This window comes from Desulfotignum balticum DSM 7044 (assembly GCF_000421285.1).
GTDB lineage: Bacteria > Desulfobacterota > Desulfobacteria > Desulfobacterales > Desulfobacteraceae > Desulfotignum > Desulfotignum balticum.
In genome coordinates this window covers 3407147-3423122 of sequence record NZ_ATWO01000001.1, presented here as the reverse complement: position 1 = coordinate 3423122, position 15976 = coordinate 3407147, and the positions used below count along the sequence as shown (strand labels likewise).

Annotated in this window: 19 protein-coding genes; 6 read left to right on the top strand and 13 right to left on the bottom strand. The window is 52.9% G+C overall.

Features of this window, described 5'->3' with window-relative positions:
• Positions 1–90 precede the first annotated feature (90 nt).
• Positions 91–1026: a sulfite exporter TauE/SafE family protein gene (locus K365_RS0117285; RefSeq protein ID WP_024335602.1), complete on the bottom strand. Its 936-nt coding sequence runs from the start codon at positions 1024–1026 to the stop codon at positions 91–93.
• Positions 1027–1255: 229 nt separating this feature from the next.
• Between K365_RS0117285 and K365_RS0117280 the strand changes: the two genes are divergently transcribed.
• The 6 genes from K365_RS0117280 to dmeF all read left to right on the top strand — a co-directional run bounded on the left by K365_RS0117280 (position 1256) and on the right by dmeF (position 7490).
• Positions 1256–2356, top strand: a complete 1101-nt coding sequence (locus tag K365_RS0117280; protein ID WP_024335601.1) for a TOBE domain-containing protein — start codon at positions 1256–1258, stop codon at positions 2354–2356.
• 49 nt (positions 2357–2405) lie between these two features.
• Positions 2406–2780, top strand: a complete 375-nt coding sequence (gene crcB, locus K365_RS0117275; RefSeq protein WP_006967077.1) for a fluoride efflux transporter CrcB — start codon at positions 2406–2408, stop codon at positions 2778–2780.
• Between the two features lie 59 nt (positions 2781–2839).
• Entirely contained in the window at positions 2840–3289 is a 450-nt protein-coding gene (locus K365_RS0117270) for an arsenate reductase ArsC (RefSeq protein ID WP_006967078.1), read from the top strand.
• Between the two features lie 45 nt (positions 3290–3334).
• A complete protein-coding gene (gene arsB / locus K365_RS0117265; RefSeq protein WP_024335600.1) occupies positions 3335–4513 on the top strand; it encodes an ACR3 family arsenite efflux transporter in 1179 nt (392 codons plus the stop codon).
• A 68-nt stretch (positions 4514–4581) separates the two neighbouring features.
• On the top strand, positions 4582–6471 hold the full coding sequence (locus K365_RS0117260) for an aldehyde ferredoxin oxidoreductase N-terminal domain-containing protein (protein WP_024335599.1): 1890 nt from the start codon (positions 4582–4584) through the stop codon (positions 6469–6471).
• A 68-nt stretch (positions 6472–6539) separates the two neighbouring features.
• Positions 6540–7490 (top strand): CDF family Co(II)/Ni(II) efflux transporter DmeF, encoded by a 951-nt coding sequence (dmeF, locus tag K365_RS0117255; protein WP_024335598.1) that lies wholly within the window; start codon positions 6540–6542, stop codon positions 7488–7490.
• A 25-nt stretch (positions 7491–7515) separates the two neighbouring features.
• On the opposite strand, the gene K365_RS0117250 is transcribed toward dmeF, so the two are convergent.
• The 12 genes from K365_RS0117250 to K365_RS29140 all read right to left on the bottom strand — a co-directional run bounded on the left by K365_RS0117250 (position 7516) and on the right by K365_RS29140 (position 15910).
• Positions 7516–8889, bottom strand: coding sequence for a heterodisulfide reductase-related iron-sulfur binding cluster (locus K365_RS0117250; protein ID WP_024335597.1), 1374 nt, complete (start codon positions 8887–8889; stop codon positions 7516–7518).
• A complete protein-coding gene (locus K365_RS0117245) occupies positions 8889–9377 on the bottom strand; it encodes a MauE/DoxX family redox-associated membrane protein (protein WP_024335596.1) in 489 nt (162 codons plus the stop codon). The genes K365_RS0117250 and K365_RS0117245 overlap by 1 nt, the downstream gene beginning before the upstream one ends.
• A gap of 15 nt (positions 9378–9392) precedes the next feature.
• On the bottom strand, positions 9393–9899 hold the full coding sequence (locus K365_RS0117240) for a rhodanese-like domain-containing protein (protein WP_024335595.1): 507 nt from the start codon (positions 9897–9899) through the stop codon (positions 9393–9395).
• 16 nt (positions 9900–9915) lie between these two features.
• A complete protein-coding gene (locus K365_RS0117235) occupies positions 9916–10440 on the bottom strand; it encodes a (Fe-S)-binding protein (protein ID WP_024335594.1) in 525 nt (174 codons plus the stop codon).
• A 25-nt stretch (positions 10441–10465) separates the two neighbouring features.
• Positions 10466–11191 carry a cytochrome c biogenesis CcdA family protein gene (locus tag K365_RS25895; RefSeq protein WP_024335593.1) on the bottom strand — a complete coding sequence of 242 codons (726 nt, stop codon included), beginning with the start codon at positions 11189–11191 and terminating at the stop codon, positions 10466–10468.
• Positions 11192–11209: 18 nt separating this feature from the next.
• Complete coding sequence (locus K365_RS28815; RefSeq protein ID WP_024335592.1) at positions 11210–11653, bottom strand: thioredoxin family protein; 444 nt, start codon at positions 11651–11653, stop codon at positions 11210–11212.
• The gene (locus tag K365_RS26745; protein WP_024335591.1) at positions 11650–12588 is read right to left on the bottom strand and encodes a thioredoxin domain-containing protein; all 939 of its coding nucleotides are present in this window, start codon (positions 12586–12588) and stop codon (positions 11650–11652) included. Before K365_RS26745 ends, K365_RS28815 begins: the two co-directional genes overlap by 4 nt.
• 45 nt (positions 12589–12633) lie before the next feature.
• Positions 12634–12867, bottom strand: a complete 234-nt coding sequence (locus tag K365_RS0117215) for a thioredoxin family protein (RefSeq protein ID WP_024335590.1) — start codon at positions 12865–12867, stop codon at positions 12634–12636.
• A 42-nt stretch (positions 12868–12909) separates the two neighbouring features.
• Positions 12910–14082, bottom strand: coding sequence for a permease (locus K365_RS0117210; RefSeq protein ID WP_024335589.1), 1173 nt, complete (start codon positions 14080–14082; stop codon positions 12910–12912).
• 35 nt (positions 14083–14117) lie between these two features.
• Entirely contained in the window at positions 14118–14465 is a 348-nt protein-coding gene (locus K365_RS0117205) for an ArsR/SmtB family transcription factor (protein WP_024335588.1), read from the bottom strand.
• Positions 14466–14602: 137 nt separating this feature from the next.
• Positions 14603–15061, bottom strand: coding sequence for a putative zinc-binding protein (locus K365_RS0117195; protein ID WP_024335587.1), 459 nt, complete (start codon positions 15059–15061; stop codon positions 14603–14605).
• A 147-nt stretch (positions 15062–15208) separates the two neighbouring features.
• Positions 15209–15910, bottom strand: a complete 702-nt coding sequence (locus K365_RS29140) for a DUF1573 domain-containing protein (protein ID WP_281167797.1) — start codon at positions 15908–15910, stop codon at positions 15209–15211.
• Positions 15911–15976: the final 66 nt, after the last annotated feature.

Below are 15976 nucleotides of genomic sequence, written 5' to 3'. Positions count from 1 at the left end.
AGGTTATTTTCCGGTGGTTTTCAATACTGTTCCCGTCCATACAGTTCCGGATTTTCGGGACGTTCCCTTCTGCGGTAAAACCATCAGGGATTATTTAAAAAACTCAAACACATATTTGGCTGCCGTCAGTATCATGATCCCGGTCAGCATCCATTTGATGGCCCTGGCCGGGACAAATTTCTGGGACCGGGCACCTAAATACATGCCCGCCATGCCGCCGACACCGAATAAAATTCCCAGCAGCCAGTCAGGAGCCACGGACAGGTGAGGATAAAACGGGGCAATGGCCTGGTAAAAAGCAACCCCGGCAATGGAGGTGACAAAGGTCCCCATCAGGGCCGCGCCAGCCACGATATATACCGGCAGTCCGAAAAAAGTGACAAAAAAAGGGGCGATGATGGAACCGCCGCCGATGCCGTAAATGCCCCCGACAATGCCCACAATGAAACTGAGAGAAAAAATGCCCGGAAAAGATACCTCATAGGATTCACCATAAAAGGTGAATCCCAGCCGGCGGAGGTTGAAACCGGTCACAGTGGAGGGCCGTGAAGTGACGTCATCTGAACGCCAGTTTTTCATCAGGGTTTGAAACCGCTTTTCACTGTTGTTTTTGCCGGCATTCCGGCCGGATTGCTTCCGCAGATCCCGCATCATTTTAAGCCCGATATACAACAGGACACCGGCGGCAAACAGCTTGAACAGCCCGGGGTCCGGCAGCCAGGTCACCCGTACAACTGCACCGATGAATACGCCGGGCAGGGTGCCTGCAACGACGATCCAGGTTAAGGGCCATACCATCCGGCCTTCGCGCCAGTAACGGTAGACCCCGCTGGGAATGGCCACAATGTTGAACAACTGGTTGGTGGCACTGACCGAAGGATGGGTGTAGCCCAGAACCGACATCTGGAACGGCAGGAGCAGAAACGCACCGGATATCCCGCCCATGGAGGTGAAAAATGACACCACAAATGCCACCAGCGGCGGTACCCATATGGCTGTTTCAATGCCTGCGGTTGAAAAATACATAACGGTTTCCTTGGTAATAACAATCATGGCCTGAGAGACCACAGCAAATGATAAAAATATCAGCAGTCAAGTATAGGCCCAACACTTAAATCTTTCATATAAATACGAATTTATAGTCACGTAATATTTTATATTCGTGATAGTAACAACCATTGACAAGAGACGTCAAGTATTTTATTGAATCATCCCATAAATGACTGCAACATTGTTGAACGTACGGAAACCCGATATGGCGGATCAAAAGAAATCCACACAAAATCAGGATATTTCACCGTCCGGCGGAAAGGATCACAGCCGGATCATCTCCATTGCCAGGACCGGGCCATGCCTGGATACGGCTCAGCTGAATCAGCTGGAACAGTGTTTTCGAAAATGGGCAACCGATTCGCCCCGCGCGGATGTGCGCTTTTCCCGCTGCCGCATTTTGATCACCTTTCTTTTGATCCGATATACCGGTGCAAAATTAAAAGAAGTGCTGGCGGTCAACCCTTTTACAGATATCGATGTACAAAACCATGCGGTGACCTATGGCTCCAGCGGGCCTGAAACCGGTGTGAAACCCAGAACGGTTCATCTCTCCGAGGCCCTGGGCACTGAGATTCAGGAATTGATCCACGGACCGGGATTCAAAGAAAAAACAGGCCGGCTGACTGACCTGGATCCCGGGTTTGTACGTCGCAAATTTTATGAACGGGCGGCTGCATGCGGTTTTGACAAGGAACTGGGCGGACCCGAGGCCATCCGCAGGGCCAGGGCAATCGAGTTGATGCAGGGCAATCTGCCGCTACCGGTGGTTCAACAAATTTTAGGGCACATGTCCGCCAGCCTGACGTCATCGTATGTCACCTTTTCGGAAACTGATATTCAGGCGGTTGCCAAGCGGTTCATGGAAAAGGAATCCGGCCGCAGAACCAGCGCCCGCAACACTTTTTTCTGCAAAGTCACAAACATTGTAAATGCAGATATTCAGTCTCTGATTGAAATGATCACTCTGGACGGCCATTCCATTATCACTGTGATCACCAACGACAGTGTCAAACGACTGGGTCTGGTTACCGATAAATGGGTGATTGCTGAGATCAAAGCGCCTCAGGTAATGCTGCAAAGCGGTGATGTGTCTTGTGCATGCAGTGTGGAAAACCGGTTCAAAGGAATTGTCACCCGGATCACCCGGGGGAAAATCAATACCGAATGTATTGTCACGGTGTCAGATTCTTTGCAGATCTGTGCCGTGATATCCTCGGCCGGTTCCTGGATTTCCGGCCTGAAGCAGGGAGATCCGGTCCGGGCCTTGTTCACCGCTGTTTCCGTGGTACTTCATCTGAATTGATAATGCTAAAAAGTCTTACCGGCAACAAAAAGAAAAGGGCCGTAAAAAAATGGAAAAACTGATCTGGGTAATGCTGGGCGGCAGCCTGGGCGCGGCAGGCCGTTACGGCATCAGCCTTCTGACGATTAACCTGTGGGGCACCCGCTTTCCCTGGGGCACGCTGGTTGTCAATATGGCGGGATGTTTTTTGATTGGATTGCTGTTCGGCCTGTCGGACCGAGTGCGCCTGCTGACCCCGGAGATGCGCCTGCTGCTGATCACCGGTTTTTTAGGGGCGCTGACCACTTTTTCCGCTTTTTCCATGGAAACCATTGCTGCCGGCCAGGCCGGCATGCGATTTCAGGCAGTGATGAACATCCTGGTCAACAATCTGGGCGGGCTGGCATTAACCGTGATGGGATTGTGGATCGGCAGTGTGAAATAGGCGGGGAAAATTCAGCGGGGAGAGGCCTGCTGCCCGGTCAAAAAAAAAGGAAAAGACACATGGATGACAAAAAACTGAAGATATTGTTTCTGTGCACGGGAAATGCATGTCGCAGCCAGATGGCTGAAGGGTGGACCCGATATCTTAAAAATGACGTGATCGAGGTATTTTCCGCAGGCGTGGAAACCCATGGCGTGGACCCAAAGGCTATGGCCGTGATGAAAGAGGCGGGGGTGGATATTTCCCACCATCGGTCCAAACATGTCAGCGAATTTCAGGACAAACAAATGGATGTGGTGATCACGGTGTGTGACAATGCCAAAGAATCCTGCCCGTATTTTCCCTTTGCCGGTAAAAAGGTCCACCGGGGATTTGAAGATCCTCCGGCCCTGGCAAAAGAGATCCGGAAGCGGGGCGGGGATGAGCAGGAGCAGCTGGACTGCTACCGGAAAGTCAGAGATGAGATCCGGGGGTTTGTGGAAAAACTGCCGGACAATGTGTTGTCATAAATCCAAAAAAATCGAACAACCCTGAAAAGGAGAAAAAAATCAACCATGAGTTCCCCTGTTGACAATGATCGGAGAATGACGAATGTGTTTGAGCGGTACCTGACCGTCTGGGTCGGGCTGTGCATTATCGGCGGCATCTTGTTGGGAAAAATCGCTCCCGGGCTGGCAAAAGCCCTGGACGGCATGGCCATCACCGTAAACAATGCCCCCGTGGTATCCATCCCCATTGCCGTGTGCCTGTTTTTCATGATGTACCCCATCATGGTGAAAATCGATTTCGCCTCGGTCATCCGGGCGGGAAAAAGCGGCAAACCCGTGTTCTGGACCCTGTTCATCAACTGGTGCATCAAGCCCTTTACCATGTATGCCATCTCCGTGTTTTTTCTGGGGATTGCATTTAAAGGATTTATCGGCCCGGATGCCATGGATCTGGTGAAAATTCCCTTCGGCCTGGACCTGCCCGTGGGGGCTGTCCACGGGGACGGGGTGGTGGTGGTGCATGAAGGGGTGAAGATGCTCCAGATCCCGCTGTGGCGAAGCTATCTGGCCGGATGCATCCTTTTGGGCATCGCGCCTTGTACGGCCATGGTCCTGGTGTGGGGGTATCTGTCCCGGGGCAATGACGGGTTGACCCTGGTGATGGTGGCCATCAACTCCTTGACCATGCTGGTGCTGTACGGGGTTTTGGGCGGATTTCTGCTGGGTGTGGGCAAACTGCCCATCCCCTGGCAGGCCCTGCTGCTGTCTGTAGGTATCTATGTGGCGCTACCCCTGGTGGCAGGCTATTTTTCCAGAATCTGGATTATTAAAGCCAAAGGTGAGGCATGGTTCAAGGAAAAATTTTTAGGGGTTCTGACCCCGGTGACCATCAGTGCCCTGCTGGTGACCCTGGTACTTTTGTTCAGCTTCAAGGGAGATGTCATCACGGCCAATCCGTTGACCATTTTGTGGATTGCGGTTCCTTTGTTCATCCAGACCCTTCTGATTTTTGCCATCGGTTATGCCGGGGCCGTGTTCATGAAATTTACCTATGCAGATGCGGCCCCGGCCGCCATGATCGGGGCCTCCAACCATTTTGAAGTGGCCATTGCCACATCGGTCATGCTTTTCGGGCTGTCCTCGGGCGCAGCCCTGGCCACGGTGGTGGGCGTGCTGATCGAGGTGCCGGTGATGCTGATGCTGGTGGGGTTCTGTAAACGGACCCGGCACTGGTTCAACGGCTGAGGTTGGAACTTGCTGTTATTTCACGGCATAAAACGGCTGATATGCGATTCACAAGAAAGGCAGGAAAAATGGCAGAGAAACAGTTTTTTTTAAAGGTGCTGATGCTGGATGCGTCTTCCGGGTTTTACAGGCTCAAACGGTATGCAGTGGGGGATTTTTTCGGGCCCGTGGATTTGGGCATCCACATGAGTTTCAAGCACAACAGCCTGACCATCGGCGGCGGTCTTCTGGCCGGTTCCATTTTTCCGGGATCGAACCGGATGATTTTTTGCGGTATATCTCCCTGCTGGCACGGGTTCTATATATCATCCATGGGCGGTGCCGCCTTGGTGTTCGACAACCTGGGGATCAATCAGCTGGTGATTCTGGGCAAAGCCGACCGGCCGTCCCTGCTGTATCTCAACCGGAATCACGGAGAAGAGATCGAGGTGGAACTGGTGCCGGTGTCTCCCGGTACCATATGGAAAATGGGCCGGGGTGGGGTTTATGGGGTGATGGAGGAGGCCATGATCCGGTTTTCCGGCCGGTATGAAACCGATCCCAGGGTACTGGCCACCGGGCCGGCCTCCCGGTACACCGATTTCGGGGCCATTGCCTCGGCCCCGGTGCGCAAGAAAAAACTGACCCCGGTGGATACCTGGGCCGGCCGGGGCGGGTTCGGGTCCAAGCTTTTCCAGGAGCACGGCATTGTCGGCATCATTTACGGCGGCACCCATGTGGACGAGGATTTTTGTGAAAGAACGGTGGCGGATCAATGGTTTGAGGACAAATACAACCAGCGCATGGCAGCCAAGGATATCGAGGCCACCACCAAATACCGGTATGATCCCGGGGTTGAAACCGGCGGCACCTTCGGGGTGAACTATGCCACCATGTCCGGCAATATCCTGGCATTCAACTACCGCACGATTTACTGGCGCGAAGATGAACGAAAAGCCTTTCACCAGAAATTTATCCGGGACCATTACCTGAAACAGTTCAACGAAGAAACGATCCAAAAAAAACAGCAGAAAACCTGCGGTGAACCCTGTGCGGCCGTGTGCAAGAAAATGAACGGAATCTACAAAAAAGATTATGAACCCTATCAGGCACTAGGACCCTTGTGCGGCATCTTTGATCAGCGGGCCGCAGAAATGCTGGCCGGCCATGCCGATATGCTGGGATTTGATGCCATTGCCGCAGGCGGAATCCTGGCCTGGCTTATGGACTGCCTGGATGAGGCATTGCTGGCCCCGGACGATATCGGTGCGGCCATGAAGCCGAAATGGCATTTCCAGGATTTTGATGTGGTTGAAGATTCCATGCACAATGCAGAACTTGGAAAGCGTCTGTTGGATGAAATGGTCCGGCCGGACGGAAAGATCCCTTTGGAAAAGGGGGCCAGAAAACTGGCCCGGGGTCTGGCAAAAGGAAAAGGCACACCCGTCATGGACCGGTTTGTTCATACGGCATTTGCCCGCCAGGGCTGGATGGTTCCCAACCAGTACTGGACCCCGGGGGTGCTGGCCCCCATGGCTATCATGGGCAAATACTATATGCACTATGGCAGCCGTTTTATGCCGCCCCGGGATCTGGGTCGGGAAAACGCGCTTCGCATGCTTCAGGAACTGATGCTGGACAATCTCGGCATATGCCGGTTTCACCGGGCTTGGGCCGAAGATCTGATGCCCGACATCATTGAAAAAATCTACGGGTTGAAAGACCGGTTCCTCGCGTCCATAGGATTGACCGCCGGCCGCATCACCAGCCGCAATGCCTCGGTATTCTGGGAATCGGAACGGAATATCGATATGGTCCATACCTTCTTGAAAAATAAACAACAAGTGGATAACATACATGATCCGGACCTGGAACACTGGCTGGATCTGTTTGACAAAGACAAACACCGGGCCGCATTTGAATTCTGGTATGAGATGCACAAAGGCACCCATGAAACCCTCCGGAATTTTCCGGTCTGATGGAGCGATGTTCACGCTCCTGGATCGGCTGATCCACAAGAAACACGATTGCTTGAAAGTATTGAACTGTGAGAACACATAACTGCAGTACCCGCAAATTAATCCCCGATTCCCGGAAAAATGAGACCGTTACCCTGATTGTGGTGATCATCACCCTGATCACCATGATAGTGGAAATCATTGCCGGCCTTATCAGCGGCTCCATGGCCCTTCTGTCCGACGGTATTCACATGGGCACCCATGCCCTGGCTCTGTTTATCACCCTTGCCGCATATATATTTGCCAGAAAACAGATGGACAACCCATCCTTTTGTTTCGGTACCGGAAAGGTCGGTGTGCTGGGCGGCTACACCAATGCCATTCTCCTTTTGGTTGCAGCGGCTGCCATGGCGTTCGAATCCATTGAAAGGCTGATCAATCCGGTTCATATCCTGTTCAACCAGGCCATTATCGTGGCGGTTATCGGCCTGGTCGTCAATATTGTTTCCGCCATCATCCTGGGCCACGGGGGTTCGGATCACAGTCATGATCACGACCCTCTTCGATCACACGATGATCATTCAGAGCCCATCTGCTATCATCACAGTCATGAGGACCACAACCTCAAGGCCGCGTACCTCCATGTGATTACAGATGCCCTGACCAGTGTTCTGGCCATCATTGCCCTGCTGGCAGCCAAATTTTTCGGACTGTCCTGGGCAGATCCCCTAGTGGGGATACTGGGAGCCATTGTGGTGACAAGATGGGCTATCGGTCTTTTGAAACAGACCAGCAGCGTTCTCCTGGACAAATCCGATACATCAGAGACGGTCGCCCGGCTGCGGGAATTGATCGAATCCGACACCACATCCATTGAAGACCTTCATATCTGGCAGATTTCAGAAAACGAACAATCCTTGATATTGAGCCTGAATTCTTCAGATGATAAAGACCCGTCCTTTTACCACAATCTTGTGAAAAAGGCGGGCCATTTTGATCACATCACCGTTGAAATTCATAAACACCCCCCGGATTCCTGAAAATCTGGATGACCATGCCTGAAATTCAGACGGCAATCAGCAGTTCAAGCGGATGAAACACCTGCCGGGAAAACACATGCTGCAGCTGCATGCGGCAGGACAGGCAGTCGGTGATAAGGGTCCGGTTGGATGCGGCGGCCAGCCGGTCAAACAAAGGGCCGCCGATGGCAAGGGAATGGTCATGGAATCCGGTTTTAAACCCCAGATGACCCCCCATGCCGCAGCAAAGCATCTCCCCGCCCACAGGGATGATGTCTGTGCCGGGCAGGGACTGGATCATCTCCACATAGGGATGTCCGATGTTTTGTTCCCGCTGGTGGCAGGGGGCAAAATAGGCCAGGGGCCGGCCCGGTTCCTTCAGAGATATGGAAATCTGTCCGGTTTTGTGGCGGGCCAGCAGGTATTCTCCCAGATCCTGGACGTTCAGGGACAAATCAATGCGCTGCAGCGGATCGATGCCGGAAAAATATCCGTTGTCTTTTAAAAAATTTTTATAAATGCCCATGGGCACGGTGGTGAATTTTTTGTCCCTGGATCCTGTCGGTACCTGCATCTTGTTGTTACCGGCATTGGCCCGGTGTTGAAACGCTTCTGAATAATACGCGGTTTCTTTCAGCAGTTTTTTGAAAAAATATCCGCAGGTGGGGCAGGAGCAGACAATGTCGTATCCGTCCTGCATACAGGCACCTAGGGTTTCCAGATTGGCCAGTATCCGTTTTTTTGCTGCCTGCTGGTTTCCTTCCATGATCAGGGGCATGCTGCAGCAGTGCTGGGAAGGGACAAACACCTGAATCTTGTTTTGTTCCAGCAGGTCCACCGCTGATTTGGCTACCGCAGGAAAGAGATACCCGGCACTGCATCCGGCAAAATAGGCGACTTTCGAGGAATCCCGGCTGGGGTTTTTCACAGGCGCGGTCAATCCCCTTTTTTTTGCCCACACAAAAAAGCTTTCTTCTGGAAAGGCGGGCAAAGATCTTTCAGGATGGATATCCAGGATTTTTTTTGCCATTGCTGTGACAGGTTTCAGCCGGTTCAGGGGATGTAACACAGCGGAGAATGCAGTTCCCCATTGGCCGGCCTGCCGGGCATCAGACAAAAGCCTTGCGGACAGCGGTGGTTTTTTCTCTTCGGCCCGGGCAGCCTTGGCTTTCAGCACCAGCATCCGGATATCCTGGCACGGGCACAGCCCGCACAGGGTGCACAGGTCCACCAGGGATGCCAGGTCCATCTCAGTCAGCGGCGTGCCGGTCTCCTGTGCCAGGTCGTGCAGGCGGTACATTTCAGGAAAAAACAGGCAGTCCTCTTCCATGTGTTCCCGGCACACCTCGCATCCGGAACGGCCGGCGCATTTTTTGAACATTTCCAAAACCAGGGAGGTGAAACCGGTCTTCATTTCCATCAGCCGCCCTGGTTTTCCCCAAGGATTTCCATAACCTCTCTGGTGTTTCTGACATAAACCAATCCGGCCAGGCCCAGGGAAAAGATCAAAAAATATATATCTCGTGCCAGGGTCAGCAGGGTGATGGGATCATCACCCTGGGCAGCGGAAAAACACCCGCAGCTGATATCCAGGCCCCGGGCCAGGTTGAATATGATCATCCCCACAAACAAGGCCATCAACATGGCAGCCAGGGCCGATGCCCCGGCCATCCACCGGTTGGCCAGCAGGCAGGCGCCCAGGATCAGCTCCAGCCAGGGCAGTATCAGGGCGGTCAGGTTCACCAGGTATTCCGGCAGCACCTGGTAGTTGTAGACTGCCTCGGCAAACAGTTCCGGGTGGATGATTTTGTCGATGCTGGCATAGATAAACACACCAGCCATGACCAGCCGGGTAAAATGATACCCTATGGTAAGTGGAACATCATGAGATGATTTTTTTTGCAGCATTTGGCCTCCGAAAGATCAGGATGAGGGGGTAGAAACGGGCAGATCGTGTTCCTTCCACAGGGTCCAGCCGTTGACCAGCACCTTGACCCGGGTGAACCCCAAGTCCTTGAGAAACAGTGCCAGGTCATGGCTCAATGAACAGGCTTCCCCGTCGCAGTAGGTGATGATCATGGCTTCAGGATCCAGGGTCATGATGACGGTTTCAAAATAGTTGTCCACCTCATGCCAGGGCAGGTTGACAGCACCCTGGATGTGTCCCGTTTCATACTCGGCAGGTGTTCGGGCATCCAGAAAAATTGCGGCATTGTCTGCAAACAAGTCTGCTGCGTCTTCCAGAGCAATGGCCAGGGTGTCACCCTCTTCTGTAACCAGTTTGTCCGCCATGGACCAGGTTTGGACAAAAGGGATGCCGTTCGGCCGCATAAAGTTGACAGCCGCACCAAGGACTACGGATATCAGTATGATGAAAATTGTCTGACGGGCTGTATTTCCGATATGGTACCATACAAGTGTGGGTGCCATGAAAAATCTCCTTGGTTTACATTTCCAGGATGAACCGGCCCATATATTCGGTGAGGCGCCGGTGCTGATTCGGATCAAGGGGAGGGCAGTCGTCAGGACCTTTGGCCCCTTCCGCCATTTTGGCGGCAAAAACCAGGCAGGTGGGCTGGCTGCATTCTTTGCAGTTGGTTTTGGGCAGCAGCTTGAGAATCTCCATGATCCCGGGACGGGGCATACCGGTATAGCAAGGGTCTATCTCCTTTTTTTTCTCCCAGGCCGCATTGATCTCATTTTTGAGCCATGCCACGATTTTTTCAGCTTCTGCTTCATCCTTCAGGGCATTCACTGCAATTTTATTGCCGTGCACCGTGATCAGCTTGCCATGGGTTTTAAAGGTGACAGCCGGAGGATCATTGAGATACTCGAATCCCCCCAGCACGGCATTCAGATAGGGAATGGCCTCTGTCACATCCTGGTCCAGGTGGGCAAAGCAGTGCACGCCTTCGGCATCTGCCTGGCATTTGGATTTAAATATTTCCAGAGAATAGCTCTTCAACAGCATGTCATATCTCCTCGGGTTGGCTGTGTTACCGGTTTATGCCGCTTGCAGGGTCGAAAAAAAGGGATTGGCAATGAAATACAGCCAGCAGCAGGATGGTAGCACCGGCCAGTTTTCTAAACCACATGCCGGCCCCGCTCCAGGTGCTGCTTTCCAGCAGTTTTTTCACCAGGGCCGTGGAACTGCCGGCAATCACGATGGGCAGGCAGTGGCCGATACCGAACACGATGATGAGAATGATGCCGGTCATCACTTTTTCCTGGATGGTGATCAACGCCAGAATAGGGGCGATGAACCCGAAGGTGCAGGAACCGGACAACACCCCGTAGGCCAGCCCCAGCACAAAGGCCCCGGTCATGCCTTTGAGTTTCAGGCGGTGCATAGGTCCCCCTGACAAGGAGCATTTTTCAACCCCGAGCATACCCAGAGCCACCCATACCAGTACGGCACCCACCAGAATCTGCCAAAAGTTTCCCACATCCCCCAGCATCCGGCCCAGCAGGGCGCAGATAATGCCGATGAGCGCAATGGTTATAAACAGGCCGAAAGTGAAAAGCGCGGAATAGATGCCGGCCTGGCGGGGGTGGACCATTTTTTCCTGGCCCCCCACGTATCCGACGATCAACGGGATGGAGGCCAAATGACAGGGGCTGAACAACACACTGATCATGCCCCACAAAAATGATCCCACTGCGGCGACCATGATGCCGCCGGTCATCCACTGGTTCACGGTCAGAAAAAGGGAATCAAGCATCAAAAGCTCCTTGTCAATTTAAAGGGCGGGTTTTTCAACCCCCATTCTGGTTAATTGTTCCACAATGGCATTTTCACTCATGAATCCCTGGTGGCGGTATACTTCCTTTCCGTCAGGATCAAAAAAAACCTGGGTGGGAATGGCCCGGACTCCGAACCGGGGGGCCTGGTCCCGGTGTTTCCATACATCGATGAATGCGATCACAGCCCGGTCCCGGTAAGCTGCTTCCAGCTTTTTCAGAATCGGGGCCATCATCTTGCAGGGCACACATTCGGTGGCTCCCAGATCGATCATGGTGACCATACCCTTTACCGGCAGGTCATTGAAATCATAGCGGACATCTGACTCCGCGGTGCCGCTGACACTGTCCCCGGTGGATTTATTTTTGAACTGGAGGTTATAAAGGGTGGCCACGGCAACAATGGTGATGACGATATAAACGAGGAAACGGATCTGTTTCACTGCGCCACCCCCATTTCTTTCAGCTGTTTTGTCACCGCTTCTTCAGCAAAAAATCCCGTGTGCCGGAACACTTCCTGTCCGTTTGCATCGAAAAACGCCTGGACCGGGATGGACTGTATCCCGTACCGGCCGGCCAGTACCTGATTTTCGCGCACATGAAGAAACACGATGTTCAGGGTGTCGGGAAATTTTTTCTTCAGCTTGTCCAGAATGGGCTGCATCATGTCACAGGGAACGCACCCGTCGGCACCGAACTCCACCATGGTGGGTTTTCCGGACAGCCTGGCTTTGTCCACCGGGTTGTCGGTCATCTTTTTGTACTGGACATCCATCCATTTTTCATTGATGCGGATCTGGTGGCGTTGTCCCAGATCATGGATATGGGTTCGGACTGCGGTCTGCTGTTTGTTCTCCAGCAGAAATTTTTTGATGCTGTCTGACACCTGATCAAAGGGCATGCCCCCGACCATCTCCTTGTTTTCATCATAAAAGGTTTTTGCCTCCTTGTCGGAAACGGTCTGATCACCCACTTTGCTTTGCAGGTAGGCGGTAATCTGTTCCTGTGTCACGGATTTGCCGTCTGCCAGTCCGCTTTTTTTCACCTCATCTTCCAGAATCAGGGTGAGGATCTCCTGTTCCGCAAGAAAGATCAGGTTGTTTTCCAACTGGTCCTGCAATCGGGGATCCTGTTTTTCCAGGGCCTGTGTCATCCCGGATCGGGTCAGCGCAATGCCGGTGTCGGTTTTCAGGATCAGGTCATCTTCCAAAGCGGTGAGGGTCGCGGATTTGATAAACCGGTCCGAAAGCAGGGGATAAAGATCTTTCACCGTTTTTGCATGGACGGTTTGGGCCGCTGCCGAAAGGACCGCCAGCCCTATGAGCAAGGCGGCCAGTGCGGTGAGGGTCCATTGTTTCGTACAGATGGGTCGGGTCATCAGGGGCATGTCCTTAATTAAGGTTACCTGTTTTTTTTGCCTGCCTTATTGGGTCAGCCAGGATTTGACATCTTCTTTTTTGGGGATTTTGCCCACGCATTTGACATCCCCGTCAATGACCACGGCCGGGGTGCCGAAAACCCCGTATCCTGCGATATCCATGACTCCAGTGACTTTTTCCACATTGGCCTCCACACCGGTTTCGGACACGGCTTCCGCTACTATTTTACTGGTTTGTTCGCATTTGGGGCATCCAGGGCCCAGTATTTTGATTTCCATGATGTGACTCCTTTAAATGAATGATATGTTCTGGGTTTTACACTAAACGACAAAAGTACCGTAGATCATGCCGGCAATGGTTGACATCACAACGATGATGGTACAGAAGACGGCTGTTTTTTTTGCGCCCATGACGCTTGCTATGACCAGCATGTTGGGCAAAGACAGGGCAGGGCCTGCCAGCAGCAGGGCCAAAGCAGGGCCCTTGCCCATGCCGGCGCCTAAAAGCCCCTGGAGGATGGGCACTTCGGTCAGGGTGGCAAAGTACATGAATGCCCCGGCCACCGAGGCGAACAGGTTGGCCCACAGGGAGTTGCCCCCCAGCAGGGTCTGGATGTACTGCTCAGGTATCAATGCTGAGTGTCCGGGCCGGCCCAGGAGAAATCCCGCCACGATCACACCGGCAAACAGCAAAGGAAAGATCTGTTTCATGAATCCCCAGGTGGCATCGATCCAGGACACGCATTCATCCTTGGTGAACCAGGCCTTGAGCATCCACCCCAAAGCGAGCAGCAGAAAAATGGTGATATACCATTTGGCGGCAAATATGGCCGGCCAGAGTCCGGTGGCGTCCGGGGCCGGTTTGGCGAATGCGGCGAAAACAAGGATCAGCACCATGGTCAGAATATAGATGCTGTCCTGGAAAAGGGTCCGCCCCTTGTCCTCTTCATCCGGCACATAGATCTGGCCCCCGGTTCTGGCCATGTCGTCTTTTCTGAAGATCACCGACATTAACAGGCCCGTGATGACTGCGAAAACAACCGCACCAATGGCCCGGGCAAGGCCCAGCTGCCATCCCAGGATCTTGGCGGTCATGGTGATGGCCAGCACATTGATGGCCGGGCCGGAGTACAGAAATGCCGTGGCCGGCCCGATACCGGCCCCCCGGGTGTAGATGCCGGCAAACAGGGGGAGCACCGTGCAGGAGCAGACCGCCAGGATGGTGCCGGACACCGATGCCACTGAATAGGACAGAATTTTATTGGCCTGATTGCCGAAATACTTGAGCACGGATGCCTGGGACACGAATACGGCAATGGCACCGGCAATGAAAAACGCCGGAATCAGGCAGGTCAGTACATGTTCTCTGGCATATTCCTGGAGCATCATGAATGCCTCCAGTCCGGACTGCCGGATCACCGGATCGGCCCAGGGGATGAAATAGGCCATGAGAAACAGGGCCACAAGAATGAGCAGTTTGGTTTTTTCTTTCATTATTGCCAACTCCTTTATGGAACGATCAGTGACGGTCAGTTCCGGTTCAAAATGATATTACGGTCAATGGCAGGCAGTGTCTGGACCATTGTCTGCACTTCCGGATCATCTTCCAGCCAGTCCTGGAGATGCGTGACCAGGGTGGCGGCAAACGGGCTCTGGGTGCCGTCCGCCAGTTGATAGTTCACCCACAGCCCGTTTTTTTGATAGGTGATCAGGCCGGCATCCTCCAGGATTTTCAAATGTTTGCTGGTGGTGGACTGGGCTTTGTCCAGGGCGGTCTGAATTTCACACACGCACATGGTTTTGTGCTGAAGCATTTTCATGATTTTCACCCGGGCCGGATCAGACAGGGCTTTCATCACTCTGATAAACTCTTTCATGGTCGGTTCCTGTTTATATGAAAGTGTTAAGATTTAAGTGTTAAGCTTACACTTTCATTATTTGTTGTGGTTTCTCAGGTCATGGGTGTTTATATGAAAAAAGGTCATATCACAGCGGCTGTCATGGCAGAGACTGTTCAGCAACATTTGCCCCCCAGTTGCCTGGATTTGGCTCGATCCCCCGGAGACAGGGGTCTGGGAGAATCAAACTTTTTTTGTACCGGCAATTTACAGGCCAGCCGGACCGCGTGCATGACTGCCGCAAGATCATCGGGGTCCAGGTGATCCCCGTCTGTTCTTCTGATATCCAGCCGGCTGACGATCACATGGTCAGCAAACCGGATGCCCTGGTTTTTCAACAGGTTCCCGGCACAGGCATGGTCACATCCGTCAATGACCACGATCTGTGCGGTATCCTTTGCCGACTGAACAAAACCGCTGATGCCGGCGGCGATACCGGCCAGGCAGAACATGCGGCCAATTCCTTCTTTGGTCAGCTCCCGGGCAGCCCGATCAGCAAGCTGACCTGCATTTTTGCTGCCTGAACAGGACAGGATCATGATATCCGGCGCGTTGCATCCGCAGTTGTCTTTCATGGCATGTGCTCCTATAAATCGTTAAAACGGAATATATAGTTACATAAACCGGTTGTCAACCTCCGGAACAAAAAAAAATGCACTGTATCCCAAAAAAAAACAGCAGGTATTGTGCCTGCTGTGTAAAATGTGAATTTGCTGAACTTATCAGGGCTGGATATACCCGGCCACACGGATTTTGATGGTTCGTTCGGGATCCAGGTCGGTTTCCAGCTCGATGATGTCAAAGTACCGGCCGGCCGTGCTTTTCCGGTTGCTGACCGTCAACACGAAATAACTGTCCGGCGGGGTTCCCTTTTTTTCAATCGTAAAGTCGATATTCTGGCCGTTTCTGGCGGCGGCATTTACAATGTTGAAATCGGGAAAGGCCGCCGGGACAATTTTCATCTCTGCCGAAATGGTGTCACCGGGTTTGCCTCTCAGGCTGATCATTTGAGGCGTCAGACGGGCGACAGGCCGGACTTCTCCGGACAAAGACACTGTAATGACCTTGTTCTCGGGATCATTGGTGTGGATTTTGACCACTTCTTTGACCATTCGGCCGCCATAGCCCTGTGTGGCAAAGGTTGCATTTAGTTTTCCTTCTTCCCCCGGAAGAAGCTGGCGCGCGCTGGTGGCTGCGGTGCACCCTCAGCCGGTCTGAACTTTGAGGATCTCCAGCAGGGCGTTTCCGGAATTGACCAGCGTGAACTCATGGGTGACCACATCGCCTTCAATGGCCGGATCAAATTGATAACTGGGGTTTGGGATGGTGATACGCGGGGTGCTTTGGGTGGACTTGGATGTGTCTGCGGACAAGGGCGAATGCCATAATAATGCCAGAATCAGCAGGAAAAGCCATTTTTTCATTTAAAACTCCTTTGGAACGGTGCCGGGTTATTTGGATAATATATCATAAAATCGGAATATATTATA